The sequence below is a fragment of the Bradyrhizobium sp. 930_D9_N1_4 genome, assembly GCF_052076015.1.
Taxonomy (GTDB): domain Bacteria; phylum Pseudomonadota; class Alphaproteobacteria; order Rhizobiales; family Xanthobacteraceae; genus Bradyrhizobium.
In genome coordinates, this window is the sequence record NZ_CP197236.1 from 7,305,675 (window position 1) to 7,324,806 (window position 19,132).

The window sequence follows — 19,132 nt, forward strand, 5'->3', positions numbered from 1 at the left end:
CATCCGCGCGATTACCTCCGAGGTAAGACTTGCTGCATTGGCCCGATTGCTGCATGGCAGTTCTCGCTGGTTTTGCGGGCTCGGAAGTCTTCCGGATGTACGACTACGACATGGTGGTGATCGGCTCGGGCCCGTCTGGACGCCGGGCCGCGGTGCAATGTGCCAAGCTCGGCAAGGCCGTGCTGGTGGTGGAGAAGGGCCGGCGGGTCGGCGGCGTCTCCGTTCACACCGGTACCATCCCCTCGAAGACCTTGCGCGAGACCGTGCTGAACCTGTCCGGCTGGCGCGAGCGCGGCTTTTACGGCCGTTCCTACAAGGTGAAGCAGGACATCGCGGCCAGCGACCTGATGATCCGGCTGCAGAAGACGCTCGACCACGAGGTCGAGGTGCTGGAGCATCAGTTCAGCCGCAACCTCGTCCGCACCGCCAATGGCGAGGCGCGGCTGGTCTCGCCGCACGAGGTCGAGATCACCAGCCTGATCGGCGAGGTGAAGGTGGTGTCGGCCGCCTTCATCCTGATCGCCTGCGGCACGCGCCCGTTCCGGCCGGACTACGTGCCGTTCGACGGTGCGACCGTGCTCGACAGCGACGAGATCATCGAGCTGCCGAAGCTGCCGCGCAGCCTTGCCGTGATCGGCGCCGGCGTGATCGGTGTCGAATATGCCACCATCTTCAGCGCGCTGGACGTGCCGGTGACGCTGATCGAGCCGCGGCCGACCTTCCTCGATTTCATCGACAAGGAATTGATCGACGAGTTCGTGCACGAGTTGCGCGACCGCAACGTCGCGCTGCGGTTAGGGGCCAAGGTCAACTCGATCGAGAAGACGGCGCAGGGCAGCATCGTCACGCATCTCGCTGACGGGCGGCACGTCACCACGGAGATGCTGCTGTTCGCGGCCGGCCGCGTCGGCGCCACCGACCGTCTCAACCTTGAGGCCGCCGGCATCGTGGTCGACCATCGTGGCCGGATCTCGGTCGACCCCGTGACCTTGCAAACCAGCGTGCCGCACATCTACGCCGCCGGCGACGTGATCGGCTTTCCGAGCCTTGCCTCGACGTCGATGGAGCAGGGCCGCGTCGCCGCCTGCCACGCGCTCGGCATGGAGCCTTTGGCGCCGCCGGAATTCTTTCCCTACGGCATCTATTCGGTGCCGGAGATCTCGACTGCCGGCCTCACCGAGGAAGAGGTGCGGACACGCGGCATTCCCTACGAGGTCGGCATCGCGCGCTTCCGCGAAACCTCGCGCGGCCACATCATGGGGCTGAACAGCGGCATGATGAAGATGATCTTCTCGACCAAGACTCGCCGCCTGCTCGGCGTGCATATTTTGGGCGAAGGCGCCACCGAGCTGATCCATATCGGCCAGGCCGTGCTGAACCTCAAAGGCACGATCGACTATTTCATCCAGAACACGTTCAACTATCCGACGCTGGCCGAGGCGTACAAGATCGCCGGGTTGGATGCGTGGAACAGGATGACAAGGTGATCTTGCTTCACCTCGCCCCGCTTGCGGGGAGAGGTCGGAATTCAAACGGAGTTTGAATTCCGGGTGAGGGGGACTCTCCGCGAGTCGCCTGTCCACTGGAACGACGCACTCTCACCACGTCATTGCGAGCGCAGCGAAGCAATCCAGAGTCTTTCCGCGGAGGGATTCTGGATTGCTTCGCTGCGCTCGCAATGACGGGTGTGGGCGCAGCTCGGAAACCCAACTCCGCTCCGTCCCCGCGGAGACTCCCCCTCACCCCAACCCTCTCCCCGCAAGCGGGGAGAGGGAGAAGAACGCATGCCTGCATTCCGCCGCGCGGGACATCGCGCGATTGCGTTCGCTTGTCTCAGCACGTAGCCTCACGGTCTCAACAAACAAAAAATCCAGCCGGAGAGAACGCCATGGCGCGCCTGAAATTCGGAGCTTTCCTTGCCCCGCATCACCCGATCGGGGAGCATCCGATGCTTCAGTTCCGGCGCGATCTCGATTTGGTCGAGCAGCTCGATGCACTCGGTTATGACGAGTTCTGGTGCGGCGAGCATCATTCCTCGGGCTGGGAGATGATCGCTTCACCCGAGATGTTCCTGGCCGCGGCCGGCGAACGCACCAAGCGGATCAAGCTCGGCACCGGCGTGGTGTCGCTGCCCTATCATCATCCGTTCAACGTCGCCCAGCGCATGGTGCAGCTCGACCACATGACCGGCGGCCGCGCCATCTTCGGCTCCGGACCCGGCGCGCTCGCGTCGGACGCGCACACGCTCGGCATCGACCCGATGACGCAGCGGGACCGCCAGGACGAGGCGATCGGCGTGATCCGCCGGCTGTTCAACGGCGAGCGCGTCACGGCGAAGACCGAATGGTTCACGATGAACGACGCCGCGCTCCAGCTCCTGCCGTTGCAGGAAGAGATGCCGTTCGTCGTGGCGTCGCAGATCTCGCCGTCGGGCATGACGCTTGCCGGCAAATACGGCTGCGGCATCATCTCGCTGGGCTCGATGACGACGCAGGGCCTGATGTCGCTGCAGCAGCAATGGCAGTTCGCCGAGGACGCCGCCAAGAAGCATGGCACCACCGTCGATCGCGCGAACTGGCGCGTGCTCCTGACCTTCCACATCGCCGAAACCCGCGAGCAGGCCCGCAAGGAGGCCGGCGCCGGGCTGATGCGCTGGCACAACGAGTATAATGTCGGCACCCTGCAACGGCCGGGCCTCACGGCGTTCTCTTCGCCTGACGAGGCCGTGGACAAGACCGCTTTCGTCGAGGGCGCGGCTTCGACCATCGGCACGCCCGACGATCTCGTCAAAACCATCAAGAACGTGATGCAGGTGTCCGGGGGCATCGGCGCCGTGATCGGCTTCGTGCACGACTGGGCCAATCCGGAAGCGACGCGTCGAAGCTGGGACATGGTGGCGCGCTATGTGGTCCCGGAGATCAACGGCTATATCGACGGCCTGCGCCGATCGCAGAAATTCGTGATCGAGAACCGCGCGATCTTCGAACGCGCGGGGGAAGCCGTGATGGCCAAGATCATGCAGAACGAGAAGGCCGCCGAAGCGCTGAAGGTGACCGGCGCCGGCCGCGTCGCCATTCCTGCCGTCAACGCGCCGGATTTGCAGAAGGAGGCGGCCAAGCGCTAGGCCTTATTGGCGTTACGCTCGTAACGCCGTTCTCAAGCAAGACATGTCGGCCTGTGCTATGCTGACTCCCATCAGTCTGGCGCAGGCCGCAATAATGTCGCAGTCGCGCGATTCCAGTTCGGTCAGCCAACCGGAGCAATCGTCATGTCGATGCAGAATGTGGCCACCCCTGCGCTTGGATTTACTGCGCCGAAGCGCAACGAGCTGACACACATCCCCGGCGACGAGGGCTGGCCGATCATCGGCAAGACCTTTCAGGTGCTGGCCGACCCCAAGGGACATATCGAGGCCAACGGCGCCAAATGGGGCCCGGTCTACCGCACCCATGTGTTCGGCGAGACCAACGTCGTGCTGCTCGGGCCGGAGGCGAACGAGCTCGTGATGTTCGACCAGCAGAAGCTGTTCTCGTCCACGCATGGCTGGAACAAGGTGCTCGGCCTGTTGTTTCCGCGCGGCCTGATGCTGCTCGATTTCGACGAGCACCGGCTGCACCGCAAGGCACTGTCGGTCGCGTTCAAGTCCGGGCCGATGAAATCCTATCTCAGCGATCTCGATCAGGGCATTTCAGCGCGCGTCGCGCAGTGGAAAGCCAATCCCGGCGAGATGCAGCTTTATCCGGCGATGAAGCAGCTGACGCTCGATCTCGCCGCAGCGTCGTTCCTCGGCGCCGATATCGGGCCGGAGGTGGACGAGATCAACCGCGCCTTCGTCGACATGGTCGCGGCCGCCGTCGCGCCGATCCGGCGCCCTCTGCCCGGCACCCAAATGGCCGCCGGCGTGAGGGGTCGCAAGCGCATCGTCGCCTATTTCCGTGAGCAGATTCCGCTGCGCCGTGGCAATCACGGTGGCGACGATCTGTTCTCGCAGCTCTGCCGCGCCACCCACGAGGACGGCGCGCTGCTCTCCGAACAGGACATCATCGACCACATGAGCTTCCTGATGATGGCCGCGCACGACACGCTGACCTCATCGCTGACGTCCTTCATCGGCGAACTTGCCGCCAATCCGGACTGGCAGGACAGGCTGCGCGCCGAGGTTCTCGCGCTCGGACTTGCGGCGGATCAGCCGAGCAGCTTCGACGACCTCGAAAAAATGCCGCTGACGGAAATGGCGTTCAAGGAGGCGCTGCGGATCAAGCCGCCGGTGCCATCGATGCCGCGCCGCGCGATGCGCGACTTCACCTTCAAGGGCTTTACGATTCCCGCCGGCACCGCGGTCGGCGTCAATCCGCTCTATACGCACCACATGAAGGACATCTGGCCGGAGCCGGACCGGTTCGATCCCTTGCGCTTCACCGAGGAAGCCCAGCGCAACCGGCATCGCTTCGCCTGGGTGCCGTTCGGCGGCGGTGCACATATGTGCCTCGGCCTGCACTTCGCCTACATGCAGGCCAAGTGCTTCGCGCGACACTTCCTGCAGAACATCGAGGTGTCGCTCGAGCCCGGCTACAAGCCGGACTGGCAGATGTGGCCGATCCCAAAGCCACGGGATGGGATGAAGGTCAGGGTGCGGGCGGTGTGAATTCGTAGGGTGGGTTAGCCGAAGGCGTAACCCACCACTTCTGTCACCGCGGACATCAAAGAGGTGGATTACGCCTTCGGCTAATCCACCCTACGGCACCTTCCCCCGGAGCCGCTACGCCCCCTGATCGAACGCGTTGCGCAAGGTTGCCAGGCCCTGCTGCTGCTGGCTCCAGTTGCGGCCGCTGGTCATGGCGCCGTCGATGACGAGGTCGTGGCCATTGATGAAGCTGGACTCGTCGCTTGCCAGGAACACCGCGGCGTAGGCGATATCGTCGGGGATGCCGGCGCGCGGGATCGGCTGCGCGGTCTTGTAGACATCGCGCATCACCGCCGGCGTCTTCTCGGCCGCCTCCGTCGACAACCCCAGCGCCTTGCCGAAAATGCCGGTCGCGATCGCGCCGGGCGAGATCGAGTTGACGCGGACATTGGACTCGCCGAGCTCCATCGCCACGCATTTGGTGAGATGAATCACCGCCGCCTTGGCCGCGCCATAGACGACGGACGAGGAGTATCCGGCGAGGCGGCCGGCGATGCTGCCATTGTTGATGATGCTGCCGGAGCCCTGCTTCTTCATGTGGGGCGCGGCATGCTTCATGCCGAGCATGACGCTGCGCACCAGGGTCGCCATCGCCGCATCGAAGCGCTCGACCTCGAGGCCTTCGATGCCGCCGGTCTGCGCCGGACCGCCGGCATTGTTGAACAGGCAGTCGATCCGGCCGAATTTTTCCACTGACAGCGCGATCAGCGCCTGCATCTGGTCTTCGACCGTCACATCCGTCTGGCGGAAGACGCAGGCGGCCCCGAGCCGCGATGCCAGCGCCTCGCCCTCGGCGATACGCCGCCCGGCGATCACAATTTTGGCACCTTCGGCAACGAAGACTTCAGCAGTCCGCAATCCGATCCCGCTCGTCGCGCCCGTAATCACCGCAACCTTGCCGTCCAGCCTGCCCATGGAATGTCCCTGCTCGCGAATGATTTGATGCCAAATGGCGGACACCGCTCGATGACGTCGCCGCGACAGTCGGCACTGCGACAGCCGGCGCCACGACGCTCACTATTCCCGCCGGCCCGTGACAAGGCAAGCTTTGCTTGCGCGTGCGACATGCGTAACATTCCCGCTTCTCTCTCGATTTTCGAACGCATCGCGCAACCGGGCTGGGCATGGAGAAGCTGATCGACGAATTCCGCAAGGGCTGGCAGGGGATGGCACCGCCATCGCTCGGCTTAAGCCTGTCGTTTGCGGTCGCCTGCCTGCTGGTTGCGACTCTGGCGCGCTGGGGGCTCGCGCATGTGCGGCCCGATGTCTATTTCACGCCGTACTTCCCGGCGGTGTTCTTTGCCGCCGCATTCGGCGGCCTGCGGATCGGCATTATCACCGCGCTGGTCGGCGGCGTGCTCGGTGTCGTCGTCAATTTCGGCGACGCCTTTGCCGATCGCTCCCGGTTCACCCTGCTGACCCTCTATTGGGGCGTCTCCGCGCTCACCATCTGGGGCGTCGAGCATTATCGCACGATGCTGATGGAGCAGCGCCGGATTTCCAAGCGCCTGATCGAGGAAGAGGACTACCGCAAGCTGCTGGTCGACGAGCTCCAGCACCGTCTCAAGAACAAGCTGTCGACGGTGCACGCGGTGCTGCACCAGGTGCTGCACGACCAGCCGCAGGTCTGGGCCAGGATCGATCCCCGGCTGCGCTCGCTGGCCACGACCGACGATCTGATCTCGCGGATCGACAGGGCCGGCTGCGACATCCGCGATCTCCTGATCGCGGAGCTTGGACCTTACGGCCATGTCCGCTTCACACTCAACGGCGACCGGCTGTTCCTGCCGCCGAAGCTCGCGGTGACGCTGTCGCTGATGTTCCACGAGCTTGCGACCAACGCCGGCAAATACGGCGCGTTCTCTGCGCCGCGCGGATTGCTGCACGTGTCATGGACCGTCAGTGGCGACCGCCTCAACGTCACTTGGGATGAAACCGAGGGCCCGAGCGTCGACAAGGTCTCCGAGCCCGGCTTCGGCACCAAGCTGCTGAAGTCGGCGCTGTCGGCCTTCGACGGCAAGACCGAGGTCTCGTATCTCAAGACCGGGCTGCATTGCACCATGCAATGCCGCATCCCCCAGAGCGGCTAGGACCAAAACAAACTCGATAAATCGAGCCGCTGAAGCTTCACCAGCGTCATGGCCGGGCTTGTCCCGGCCATCCACGATCTTTGTTTGCGGCAACCAAGAACGTGGATGCCCGGGACAAGCCCGGGCATGACGACCTCTGATCGCGAAACAAGACTCGATCCAAGCGAAAGGCAATCGCGCGCATGACGCGTAGTTTCGCATGCGCCGTTGACGCTCTGTTAATGACGATTTTCTGCACGCGTCGCATCGCCGCAAAACACCCCCGTATTTCTGCGGACCCCTTAACCAAACCTAAGAGGGAACCGCGCGAGATTGCGCCCATTGCAAAGACGCGCTGAACAAGAAGATTCATGACTTCTATGAACGACAACAGATATTCCGGCGCGAGTGAAGCCGAACTCGGATTTCTCAAGGAAATCGTTAGAATGCTGCCTGCCGGCCTGACCGTGCAGGACGCACAAGGCAAGCTTCTGCTGGTTAACGATGTCGCCGCCAGCCAGCTCGGCATGGACGGCAGCCGTCCTTCACCTGATCTCACCCAACGCCGGGAAGCCTGCCGCCGGGCCCTGAGCGCCGGCCAGCCGGTCGTCGCCGAGGAAGCGCTGCACGACGGCTCCGCACGCCAGGTACTGCTGACCACCCATCGCCCGATCAGCCTTGCCGGACGCGAGTTACTGATCTCGGCCTCCGTCGACATCACCGAACAGAAGAATTTCGAGGACCAGCTGTTCCGCTCGGCCTATTTCGACGAGCTGACCGGCCTGCCCTCCCGGCGCGTGATCGAGCATCGCGCCAACAGCCTGCTGGCGCGCGACCGCGCCGGCGAACGCTTCGCGCTGGCCTTTCTCGACGTCGACAATTTCAAGCACATCAACGACTATTACGGCCATGCCGTCGGCGACGCGCTGCTGGTCGAACTGTCGAAGCGGCTCGGGCGCGATCTGCGCGATTCCGACATGCTTTCGCGCATCTCCGGCGACGAATTCCTGCTGCTGCTCTCGCCGATCCAGAACCAGGAGGAAGTCGCCGAGTTCATGAAGTCGACGCTGGAGCGGCTGACCGCGCCGTTCTTCATCGACAATTCGGAGGTCTTCGCCTCCACCTCGGTCGGCGTCAGCCTCTATCCCGACCACGGGCGCAGCTTCGAGATACTGCGCCAGAACGCCGACATCGCGATGTATCGCATCAAGAACAACGGCAAGGGCACGGCCGCGTTCTTCGATTCCAGCATGGAGCGCGAAGCGCTGGCGCGGATGAAGATCGAGCAGTCGCTGCGGCTCGCCATCCTCGAAAAGCGCTTCTGCTGTGCGTTCCAGTCCAAGGTCGACATCCGCACCCAGGCCGTGACGGGCATCGAGGCGCTGGTGCGGCTGCGCGACGACGAGGGCGTGATCCAGGCGCCGGGCTCGTTCATCAACCTGGCCGGCGAGCTCGGGCTGATCGACGAATTGACGCATCTGGTGCTCGCCGAGATCGTCAAGTCGATCGACCTGATCAACGACACCTTTGGCGCGGAAGCGACCATCAGCATCAACGTCGCCGCCAAGCAGGCCGGCAATCCCGAGTTCATGCGCAATTTTGCGCGGGCGCTGGACGCGACCGGCTTTCCACAGCGCTTCATGATCGAGGTGACCGAAGACGCCTTCGTCGCCAAGAATCATTTCCAGTCCGAGATCCTGCCGATGTTCCGCAAGCTCGGTGTCGGCATCTCGATCGACGATTTCGGCACCGGCTATTCCTCGCTCTCGGCGCTCGCCGACATCACGGCCGACGAGATCAAGATCGACCGTTCCTTCATCACCGACATCCATAAGCGACCGCGCAGCCAGGGCATCCTGCGCGCGATCGAATCCCTGAGCGAAGCGCTCGGCATGACCGTGATCGCCGAAGGCCTCGAATCCTACGAGGAACTGGCCTATCTCCAGGCCGCGACCAAGATCCGCTATGCGCAGGGCTATTATTTCGCCCGGCCGATCTTCCTGGAGGAACTGAAGCTCGCAACGCCCGCCTCCAGCGAGTCCCGGGGCAGCGTGGCCAACCGTCCGGCACAGCAGAACCGCCAGGGCTATTCGCGCGCGAACGGGTATCGGCGGTAGGCCGACAGCCGCGCAACACATACAGCTGTCGTCCCGGGGCGCGCAAAGCGCGAACCCGGGACCCATACCCACAGGGAGAAGTTGGGGCACGAGGCTCCCACTCCGAGTCTTCGCCAAACTTCTCCCTGTGGGTATGGGTCTCGGATCTGCGCTTCGCTTGTCCGGGACGACGACCGAGAATGGCTCGCAATCCCAACGCCCATTTCCTCCTTTGAAATTACTGCCCTTTTGCTAATACACGGGCGGACTTCCCCGAGGTACGCCATGCCCTCCTCTTCCGACGTCAGCGATCCCGCCTATGTCCGCGCGCGGGCGATGGTGACGCTGTTCGAGCGGCTCGAGCATCTGTGCGAGGGTGCGATTGCGATCGATCGCGGCGGCCGGGTCATCTACGTCAACGAGAAATATCTGGCCTCGCTTGGCCTTGCGCATACCAGCGAAGCCCTGGGGCGGCCGATCGAGGAGATCATCCCGAACAGCCTGATGCGGAATGTCGCCGAGAGCGGCGAGCCGATCCTGCTCGACATCATGGAGCTCGGCGGCGAGCAGCTCGTGGTGACGCGGATGCCGATCGAGGACGAGGCGCGCAATGTCATCGGTGCGATCGGCTTCGTGCTTTACGACCACATCGAGAGCCTGAAGCCGCTGCTCGCGCGCGTCACCCAGCTCGAAAGCGATCTCCGGCTGGCGCGGCGGCAATTGTCCAACGCCCGCGCGGCGCGCTTCACCCTTGCCGATTTCGTCGGCACCACACAGGACATCGCGCAGGCCAAGGAATTCGCCAGGCGCGCCGCCCGGCAGAACGTGACCGTTCTGCTCACCGGCGAGACCGGCACCGGCAAGGAGTTGCTGGCACAGGCGATCCACAACGCGTCGTCGCGCGCGGAAAAGCCGTTCGTCAGCGTCAACGTCGCGGCGATCCCGGAGACGCTGATCGAGTCCGAATTCTTCGGCACCGCGCCGGGCGCCTATACCGGCGCCGACCGCAAGGGACGCGAGGGAAAATTCCGCCTCGCCGACGGCGGCACGCTGTTTCTCGACGAGATCGGCGAGATGCCGCTGCAACTTCAGGCAAAGCTCCTTCGCGTATTGCAGGAGCGCGAGATCGAGCCGCTCGGCTCGGACAAGATCACCAGGGTCGATTTGCGCGTCATCGCCGCGACCAATGTCGATCTGCGCAAGCGGGTCAGCGACGGTGCCTTCCGCGCCGATCTCTACTACCGTCTCAACGTGCTCTCGATCGATCTGCCGCCCTTGAGACGGTGCCTCGACGATCTTCCCGACATCTGCGCGCGGCTGATCGAGGACATCAGCGCCTCCGGCGACTTCGTCAATGCGAAGATCACGCCGAGCGGGCTTTCGGCGCTGGCGCGCTACGACTGGCCGGGCAACGTCCGCGAGCTGCGCAACATTCTGGAGCGCGCGCTGATCCTGAGCGATTCCGGACGGCTGACAAGCGACGATTTCGTTCACATCCTCCCCGTCGGCGCGGATGCGGGTCCGGCACCGGCGCAGCGGATGACCGGCTCGGTCGTGCCCTATGCGGAAGCGGAGGCCGAGTTCGAGAAGCAGACGCTCGAACACGCGCTCGCCGCCAGCAACGGCCAGATAACGGAAGCCGCGCGCATGCTGCGCATCTCGCGCGCGACGTTTTACAAGAAGCTCGCCAAGTTCGGGCTGGCATCGGGATCGCCGCCCGTCTGAATTTCGAGACTGGACATGTCTGAAGTCTCGGACTCCTGACACAGCTGCGCTGGCGCAGACCCGCAGCATCGTCAGCGTTTCTGCCGCATTTTCAGCCATTCCGCGCGGTGCCCCGCATCTGGCGCAGGGCTTGCTCTGGGTCGGCCAGAGGAAACGCATGGGCTGATGCAAGACGTGGCAACACGCGGCCTTGCCGTCGCGATCGACACGTGCACGTCAAGAGACTGTCACATGCGCCTCATGCAAGCTCCGCCGGAAGGTGGAATTGCAATGTCGGCACAGCTGTGCAAATCGCTGTGATCAAGGCAGTTCATTCAGGGAGGAACCACCGTGCGTCGATCGCTCATTCTGACAGCAGCCATCATCGGCTTCGCCGCGGGCAGCTCCGCGCGCGCGGACGACCTCAAGGTCGCGCTGATCTACGGCAAGACCGGACCGCTCGAGGCCTACGCCAAGCAGACCGAGACCGGCCTGCAAATGGGTTTTGAATACGCCACCAAGGGCACCATGATGCTCGACGGCCGGAAGATCGTCGTCATCACCAAGGACGACCAGGGCAAACCGGACCTGTCGAAGGCCGCGCTCGCGGAAGCCTATCAGGACGACAAGGCCGACATCGCGATCGGCACGACCTCGTCGGCGGCAGCGCTCGCGATTCTCCCGGTCGCCGAGGAGAACAAGAAGATCCTGATCGTCGAGCCCGCGGTCGCGGACCAGATTACCGGCGAGAAGTGGAATCGTTACATCTTCCGCACCGGGCGCAATTCATCGCAGGACGCGATCTCGAATGCGGTCGCAATCGGCAAGCAGGGCGTCACCGTCGCCACGCTGGCGCAGGACTACGCTTTCGGCCGCGACGGCGTCGCCGCCTTCAAGGAGGCGCTCGCCAAGACCGGCGCGACGCTCGGCGCAGAAGAATATGCTCCGACCAGCACCACGGACTTCACTGCCGTCGGCCAGCGCCTGTTCGACGCGCTGAAGGACAAGCCCGGCCGCAAGGTGATCTGGGTGATCTGGGCCGGCGCCGGCAATCCGCTAGCCAAGCTGCAGGACATGGATCCGAAGCGCTACGGCATCGAGCTCTCGACCGGCGGCAACATCCTGCCGGCACTCGCCGCCTACAAGAGCCTGCCGGGCATGGAAGGCGCGACCTATTACTATTACGACATCCCGAAGAACCCGGTGAACGACTGGTTCGTCGCCGAGCACCAGAAGCGCTTCAAAGCGCCGCCGGACTTCTTCACCGCGGGCGGCTTTGCCGCCGCGATATCCGTCGTCGCCGCCGTCACCAAGGCGAAGTCGACCGACACCGAGAAGCTCATCACGGCGATGGAAGGCCTGGAGTTCGACACGCCGAAGGGCAAGATGGTGTTCCGCAAGGAAGACCATCAGGCGCTGCAGAGCATGTATCACTTCAAGGTTAAGGTCGATCCGAACGTCGCCTGGGCCGTGCTCGAGCCGGTGCGCGAGCTGAAGATCGAGGACATGGACGTTCCGGTCAAGAACAAGCGCTGATCTTGCTTGCTTCACCTCTCCCGCTTGCGGGAGAGGCCGGGAGAGGGCTTTTTCCTCTTGGGGGCCGTCCCATCGCGGTGACACCCTCTCCCCTGCCCTCCCCCGCAAGCGGGGGAGGGGGCGCAGCATGATCCGCGGCCAGCTCCTCATCTCATCATTCGCCGGGCTTCCAATGACGTTGAGCTTAGAGACCCGCGACCTCACCATCCGCTTCGGCGGCCATGTCGCGGTCAACAACGTCACCTGTACGTTCCGTCCGGGCGAGCTCACCGCCATTGTCGGACCGAATGGCGCCGGCAAGACCACCTATTTCAATCTGATCTCGGGCCAGCTGCGCGCCTCCAACGGCAGCATCCTGTTCGACGGCACCGATATCACCCAGCATTCCGCACCGATGCGGACCCGTGCGGGTCTTGGACGCGCGTTCCAACTGACAAACCTCTTCCCGAATCTGTCGGTCGAAGAGAACGTCCGCCTCGCCGTGCAAGCGGCCAGCGGCACCCATTACGACATGCTGCGGCCCTGGATGGTCCGCCGCGATCTGATCGCGCGTGCCGACGCCATCCTCGAGCAGGTCGCGCTCGGCGACCGCCGCGGCGTCGCCGCGACCGCGCTGTCGCATGGCGATCAGCGCAAGCTCGAGGTCGCGCTGATGATCGCGCTCGAACCAAAGGTCTTCATGTTCGACGAGCCGACCGCCGGCATGAGCATCGACGAGGTGCCGGTCGTGCTGAACCTGATCGCGCAACTCAAGCAGGACAAGAGCAAGATCATCCTGCTGGTCGAGCACAAGATGGACGTGGTGCGCTCGCTCGCCGACCGCATCATCGTGCTGCATAACGGGCAACTCGTTGCGGACGGGCCGCCCGCCGAGGTGATCGCCTCGCCGATCGTGCAGGAAGCCTATCTCGGGGTCTCGCCCAAGAAGGTTGCGGGGGGTGCGGCATGACCGATCTGCTCAAACTCTCCGGCGTGCACACCCATATCGGCCGCTACCACATTCTCCAGGGCATCGACCTCGCGGTCCCGCGGGGACAGGTCACGATGCTGTTGGGGCGCAACGGCGCCGGCAAGACCACGACGCTGCGCACCATCATGGGTCTGTGGCAGGCGTCCTCCGGCGAGATCAGCCTCGCCGGCGAACGCATCGAGAGCCGCGCCACGCCCGATATCGCCCGGCTCGGCGTCGGCTATGTGCCGGAAAGCATGGCGGTGTTCTCCGACCTCACGGTGAAAGAGAATCTGGTGCTCGCCGCGCGCGACGGTCCGATGGACGACAAGCAGCTGGAGTGGATTTTCGGCTTCTTTCCGGCGCTGCGCCGGTTCTGGCTGTCGCGCGCGGGAAGCCTCTCGGGCGGGCAAAAGCAGATGCTGTCGATCGCGCGTGCCATCGTCGAGCCACGGAAACTCCTGCTGATCGACGAGCCGACCAAGGGCCTCGCGCCTGCGATCATCATGGCGCTGATCGAGTGCCTGAAGGAGATCAAGCGCAAGGGCGCGACGATCCTCCTCGTCGAACAGAACTTCTTCGCCGCCCGCGAGCTCGGCGACAACGTGCTGGTGATGGACAACGGCACCATCGTCCATCGCGGCGAGATGGCGACGCTCGCCGCCGACGTGCCGCTGCAGGAGCGGCTGCTCGGCCTGAGCCTGGAGGCGCATCAGTGACTGAACTCGCCGCAACCGATCCGCTGCCGAAGCCGAAGCGCGACCTCGCACCGGTCCTGCTGCCGATCGCGCTCGCCCTCGTCATGATCCCGCTGATCGGCTCTCCCAGCACCTGGCTGACCCTGACCGCCGCGAGCCTCGCCATGGGCATGATGATCTTCATCATGGCCTCCGGGCTCACGCTGGTGTTCGGCCTGATGGATGTGCTCAATTTCGGCCACGGCGCCTTCATTGCCGTCGGCGCCTATGTTGCGACCCTGGTGCTGGCGCCGTTCGCAGCCTCTGTTCAGGCGGATTCGCTCTGGGTGAACCTCGCGGTGCTGGCGCCGGCCGCGCTGCTGTCGATGGCGGTCTCAGGCGCGCTCGGCCTGATCGTCGAGCGCGTGCTGATCCTGCCGGTCTACGGCCAGCATCTGAAGCAGATCCTGATGACCACCGGTGGGCTGATCGTCGCCGAGCAGACGATGTACGCGCTGTGGGGACCGCAGATCATCCCGATGCCGCTGCCGACCTCGCTGCGAGGCTCGTTCATTTTCGGCGACGTTGCTATCGCCAAATACCGCGTGCTGGCGATGCTGATTGGGCTCGCCGTCTTCATCGCGATCCAGCTCGTGCTCAACCGCACCAAGCTCGGCCTTCTGATCCGCGCCGGCGTCGAGAACCGCGAAATGGTCGAGGCGCTCGGCTATCGCATTCGCCGGCTGTTCCTCGGCGTATTCATGACCGGATCGGCGCTGGCCGGCCTCGGCGGCGTGATGTGGGCGCTCTATCGCGAACAGGTCCATGCCTCCATGAGCGACGAACTCACCGTCCTGATTTTTATCGTCGTCATCATCGGCGGCCTCGGCTCGATCGGCGGCTGCTTCATCGGCGCGATCCTGGTGGCGATGGTCGCCAATTACGGCGGCTTCCTGGTGCCGAAGCTCGCCCTCGTCTCCAACATCCTGCTGATGGTCGCCATTCTGATGTGGCGGCCGCGCGGCCTCTATGCGGTGACCAGCCGATGATGATCCTCTCAGGCGATCCGCCGAAGAGCCGCGTGCTCACGCTCGTTCTCGTCCTCATCATCCTGGCGCTGGCGGCGACACCGTTCCTGTTTCCGGGCGCCAAGCCGCTGAACGTCGCGGCAAAGATCTGCGTCTTCGCAGCCCTGGTCGCCTCCTACGATCTGCTGCTGGGCTACACCGGCTCGGTGTCGTTCGCCCACACCATGTTCTACGGCATCGGCAGCTACGCCATCGCGATCGCGCTGTACGGCATGGGGCCGAACTGGGCCGCGATCGCAACCGGCATCGTCGTCGGCCTTCCGCTCGCGGCCTTGCTCGCGCTCGCAATCGGCCTGTTCTCGCTGCGGGTGGCCGCGATCTTCTTCGCCATGATCACGCTTGCGGTCGCCTCCGCCTTCCAGGTGCTGGCTTCGCAGCTTTCCTGGCTCACCGGCGGCGAGGACGGACGCAGCTTCCAGCTGCCCGAGCTGCTTCGCCCCGGCACCGTCCTGATCTCCAAGAACCTGTTCGGCTTCGAGGTCAACGGCCGTATCCTGACCTTCTATCTGGTATTCGCGATCTCGGCCCTGATGATCCTTGCGCTGCTGCGCGTGGTCAACTCGCCGTTCGGGCGTGTGCTCCAGGCGATCCGCGAGAACCGCTTTCGCGCGGAGGCACTGGGCTTCCGCACCGTCTTCCATCTGACCTACGCCAACTGCCTCGCCGCGCTGGTCGCCGCCAGCGCCGGCATTTTGAACGCGCTGTGGCTGCGCTATGCCGGTCCCGACACGTCGCTGAGCTTCTCGATCATGCTGGACATCCTGCTGATGGTCGTGATCGGCGGCATGGGCACGATCTACGGCGCGATCATCGGCGCCACCATCTTCATCCTCGCCCAGAACTATCTTCAATCGCTGATGGGCGTCGCCTCCAAGGCGGCAAGCGAAGCCGGCCTGCCGCTGCTGCCGGGGCTGCTGCATCCCGATCGCTGGTTGCTGTGGCTGGGGTTGCTGTTCATCGCCAGCGTCTATTTCTTCCCCACCGGCGTGGTCGGACGTCTTCGCCATGGCAGCGGTGACAAGAGCGCAGGCGCCTCGCATTAAGCATCGATTAACGATGCAGTGCAGCGGTTGTTGCAGGACACGTACAACCGCCAGGTGATTCGCGCCGCGCGGGACACGGACGTCTCTGCGCAACCGGATTAATGCTTAGGTAACTGGCTTTCCTAAGGGTTCTCCTACCTGTGCATAGTATTCCTGTTCCCCCAGGGAGGGGGAATGAGCCAGGTCTTTGCACAGATCGCAGCCGCAATGTCTCTAGCCGTCAGGAACGGCTGGGAGGCAGCCATTCGGCGCGGGCCGGTGCTGTGGCTCACCCTGTGCGGCGTGCTGCTGGTCGCGGGGATCTTCACCGTCACGGCCATGGCCGTCGGCGAGTTTCGTGAACGCACCCTGAGCAACCGCGAGCGCGAGCTGGAAAACACGGTGCAGCTGATCGCGCGGCATTTCGATCAGCAGTTCGAAGACTCCGACGTCGTGGCCGCCGATCTGATCGGGCAGATGAACCTGCCGGCGATCACCTCGCCCACGATGTTTCGCGAACGCATGTCCGGCCCTGCCGCGAACGAGATGCTGCGCAGCAAGATCAGCTCGGTGTCCTATCTCGGCGACATCGCGATCTACGATGCCGACGGCGAGCTGATCAACTGGTCGCGGTCGCAGCCGCTGCCCAAGATCAACGTCGCCGCCCGCGCCTATTTCCAGACCTTCAAGTCCAATCCGATGGCCGAGCCGGTGGTGCTGGAATCCGTCCGCAGCTTCATCATCGGCAAATGGACCACGATCGTCGCACGCCGGCTGAACAGCCCCGACGGCACCTTCCTCGGCGCGATGGTCCGCCGGATCGATCCGGACAGCTATCAGAACTATTTCGCCGCCGTGGCGCTTGCCGAGGGCACGGCGATCTCGCTGTTCGACCGCGAAGGCAAGATGCTGGCACGCTTTCCGCATGTCGAGGAGCTGATCGGCAGGAATTTCAAGGACGCGCCGTTGATGCGCAAGATGCTGGCCGAAGGCGGCCGGCACACGCTGCGCGTCAAGGGTCCGATCGACGGCGAGGACCGCCTCGGCTCGGCCGCGTCGCTGTCGCATTTCCCGCTGGTCATCGTTGCGACCAACACCACCAGCGCCGCGCTTGCCGACTGGCGTCAGCAGACCGGCTTCATGGTCACCACGGCCACGCTCTCGGCCGCCGTGATCGCGCTGATCCTCTTCCTCATCATTCGCCAGATCAGCCGTCAGAATCGCGAGGCCCAGCAACGGCTGGAAGCGGAGCGACAGCGGCTCGACACCGCCTTGAACAACATGTCGCAAGGCCTGATCCTGTACGACGCGAACGGATACATCGTCACCTGCAACCGCCGCTACGTCGACATGTTCGGCCTGTCCGCTGACGTCATCAAGCCCGGCTGCCACATCCATCAGGCGATGTACCATCGCAAGGAGCGCGGCGCCTTCAGCGGCGACGTCGAAACCTTCTGCGCCGAAGTCATGAGGGTCGTCGCCGAGGGCACGGTCTCCACCAGGGTCCACGAGTTGCCCAACGGCCGCGCCTTCCAGGTCATCAACACCCCGCTCGCACAGGGCGGATGGGTCGCCACCATTGAGGACATCACCGAGCGCCGCAACCTGGAGCAGGAGCGCGACCGCAACCAGACCTTCCTGCGCGAGATCATCGACCACATCCCCTCGCAGATCACGGTGAAGGACGCCCGCACGCGAGAATATCTGCTGCTTAACGTCGTCGCCGAGCAGCTGTTCGGCCAGTCCCGTCAGCATGTCGTCGGCAAGACCGCTTTCGACATCTTTCCCGAGGCGCCAGCGGCCCGCATCACCGAAGACGACAGCAACGCCCTGAGTTCGGACAAGGGATTGTTCAAGGACGAACACGCCTGGCAGATGCCGGGCATGGGGCTGCGCTACATCACATCGACCCGGATCGGCATCCGCGACGGCGTCGGCGAGCCGCGCTATCTCATCCACGTCGTCGACGACGTCACCGAGCGGCGGCGCGCGGACGAGAAGATCGCGCATATGGCGCATTACGACGCGCTGACCGACCTGCCGAACCGCACTTTGTTCCGCGAGCAGATCGAACGCGAGCTGGCGAAGGCGGCCGATGGCGGCCAGTTCGCGCTGCTCTATATCGACGTCGACGAGTTCAAGGGCATCAACGATTCGCTCGGTCATCACGTCGGCGACGATTTGTTGAAGGCGCTGGCCACCCGCCTGCGCGGCTGCCTCAAGAAGGGCGATTTGATCGCGCGGCTCGGCGGCGACGAATTCGCGGTGATCCAGACCGGCATCGAGTCCTCTGCGGACGTGCTGTCGTTCGTGACGCGGATCTACGAGGCGATCCGCCAGCCCTATCACTGTCTCGGCCATCAGCTCTCCACCGATGCCAGCATCGGCATCGCGCTGGCGCCGCAGGACGGCTCCGACCTCGACCAGCTGATCAAGAACGCCGACCTCGCGATGTACGGCGCCAAGGCCTCGGGACGCCGTACCCATCGCTTCTTCGAGCCCGCGATGGACGCGTGCGCCAAGGCGCGCCTGACCCTGGAGCAGGATCTGCGCCAGGCCCTGGTCTATGGCGGCTTCGAAATTCACTACCAGCCGCTGGTCGATCTGCGCACCAACGAAGTTTCCGGCTGCGAGGCGCTGCTGCGCTGGCGCCACCCCGAGCGCGGCATGATCTCGCCGGCGGAATTCATTCCGGTCGCCGAGGATACCGGCCTGATCAACGAACTGGGCGACTGGGTGCTGCGCACGGCCTGCAACGAGGCCGCGACCTGGCCGACGCATGTGCGGATCGCGGTCAACGTCTCGCCGGTCCAGCTCAAATGCGACACGCTGGCGCTGCGGATTGCCGGCGCACTCGCCGCCTCCGGGCTGGACCCGCGCCGGCTCGAGCTCGAAATCACCGAGGCCGTGCTGATCCGCGACGACGAGGCCGCGCTCTCGATCCTGCATCAGCTCCGTTCGATCGGCGTGCGCATCGCGCTCGACGATTTCGGCACCGGCTATTCCTCGCTGAGCTATCTCAAGCGCTTCCCGTTCGACAAGATCAAGATCGACCGCTGCTTCGTCGCCGACATCGCGGAGACCAGCGGCGCGCCCGTGATCGTGCAGGCCGTGGTGAACATCGCCGCGGCCAGCCACATGACCACGGTCGCCGAGGGCGTCGAGACCGAGGCGCAGCGCGAGCTGCTGCGCTCGCTCGGCTGCACGGAGATGCAGGGCTATCTCTTCAGCAAGCCGAAGCCGGCCGCCGAGGTCCGAAAGCTGTTCAGTCCGGAAGACGACACGCCTGTGGCGGCGGTGGCCTGAG

At 64.4% G+C, this 19,132-nt stretch carries 13 protein-coding genes; 12 read left to right on the forward strand and 1 reads right to left on the reverse strand.

Annotated features, from left to right (window positions below; genetic code table 11):
- The first annotated feature begins 95 nt into the window (after positions 1 to 95).
- The 3 genes from sthA to AB7532_RS34630 all read left to right on the forward strand — a co-directional run bounded on the left by sthA (position 96) and on the right by AB7532_RS34630 (position 4,645).
- Entirely contained in the window at positions 96 to 1,487 is a 1,392-nt protein-coding gene (gene sthA / locus AB7532_RS34620; protein ID WP_441239420.1) for a Si-specific NAD(P)(+) transhydrogenase, read from the forward strand.
- Between the two features lie 401 nt (positions 1,488 to 1,888).
- A complete protein-coding gene (locus AB7532_RS34625; RefSeq protein WP_441239121.1) occupies positions 1,889 to 3,124 on the forward strand; it encodes an LLM class flavin-dependent oxidoreductase in 1,236 nt (411 codons plus the stop codon).
- A gap of 144 nt (positions 3,125 to 3,268) precedes the next feature.
- On the forward strand, positions 3,269 to 4,645 hold the full coding sequence (locus tag AB7532_RS34630) for a cytochrome P450 (protein ID WP_441239122.1): 1,377 nt from the start codon (positions 3,269 to 3,271) through the stop codon (positions 4,643 to 4,645).
- A gap of 114 nt (positions 4,646 to 4,759) precedes the next feature.
- Here the strand turns inward: AB7532_RS34630 and AB7532_RS34635 are convergent, their stop codons facing one another.
- On the reverse strand, positions 4,760 to 5,599 hold the full coding sequence (locus AB7532_RS34635; protein WP_441239123.1) for an SDR family NAD(P)-dependent oxidoreductase: 840 nt from the start codon (positions 5,597 to 5,599) through the stop codon (positions 4,760 to 4,762).
- 209 nt (positions 5,600 to 5,808) lie between these two features.
- Between AB7532_RS34635 and AB7532_RS34640 the strand changes: the two genes are divergently transcribed.
- The 9 genes from AB7532_RS34640 to AB7532_RS34680 all read left to right on the forward strand — a co-directional run bounded on the left by AB7532_RS34640 (position 5,809) and on the right by AB7532_RS34680 (position 19,131).
- Positions 5,809 to 6,774, forward strand: a complete 966-nt coding sequence (locus tag AB7532_RS34640; RefSeq protein ID WP_441239124.1) for a sensor histidine kinase — start codon at positions 5,809 to 5,811, stop codon at positions 6,772 to 6,774.
- Positions 6,775 to 7,133: 359 nt separating this feature from the next.
- Positions 7,134 to 8,870: a putative bifunctional diguanylate cyclase/phosphodiesterase gene (locus AB7532_RS34645; protein ID WP_441239421.1), complete on the forward strand. Its 1,737-nt coding sequence runs from the start codon at positions 7,134 to 7,136 to the stop codon at positions 8,868 to 8,870.
- Between the two features lie 264 nt (positions 8,871 to 9,134).
- Positions 9,135 to 10,574: a sigma-54 interaction domain-containing protein gene (locus AB7532_RS34650; protein ID WP_441239125.1), complete on the forward strand. Its 1,440-nt coding sequence runs from the start codon at positions 9,135 to 9,137 to the stop codon at positions 10,572 to 10,574.
- Positions 10,575 to 10,904: 330 nt separating this feature from the next.
- A complete protein-coding gene (locus AB7532_RS34655; protein WP_441239126.1) occupies positions 10,905 to 12,089 on the forward strand; it encodes a substrate-binding domain-containing protein in 1,185 nt (394 codons plus the stop codon).
- Positions 12,090 to 12,261: 172 nt separating this feature from the next.
- Entirely contained in the window at positions 12,262 to 13,038 is a 777-nt protein-coding gene (locus tag AB7532_RS34660; protein WP_441239127.1) for an ABC transporter ATP-binding protein, read from the forward strand.
- Positions 13,035 to 13,757 carry a branched-chain amino acid ABC transporter ATP-binding protein gene (locus tag AB7532_RS34665; RefSeq protein WP_441239128.1) on the forward strand — a complete coding sequence of 241 codons (723 nt, stop codon included), beginning with the start codon at positions 13,035 to 13,037 and terminating at the stop codon, positions 13,755 to 13,757. The genes AB7532_RS34660 and AB7532_RS34665 overlap by 4 nt, the downstream gene beginning before the upstream one ends.
- The gene (locus AB7532_RS34670; RefSeq protein ID WP_441239129.1) at positions 13,754 to 14,764 is read left to right on the forward strand and encodes a branched-chain amino acid ABC transporter permease; all 1,011 of its coding nucleotides are present in this window, start codon (positions 13,754 to 13,756) and stop codon (positions 14,762 to 14,764) included. Before AB7532_RS34665 ends, AB7532_RS34670 begins: the two co-directional genes overlap by 4 nt.
- A complete protein-coding gene (locus AB7532_RS34675; RefSeq protein ID WP_441239130.1) occupies positions 14,761 to 15,846 on the forward strand; it encodes a branched-chain amino acid ABC transporter permease in 1,086 nt (361 codons plus the stop codon). The genes AB7532_RS34670 and AB7532_RS34675 overlap by 4 nt, the downstream gene beginning before the upstream one ends.
- Positions 15,847 to 16,020: 174 nt before the next feature.
- Entirely contained in the window at positions 16,021 to 19,131 is a 3,111-nt protein-coding gene (locus AB7532_RS34680; protein WP_441239131.1) for an EAL domain-containing protein, read from the forward strand.
- The last annotated feature ends 1 nt before the right edge of the window (position 19,132 follow it).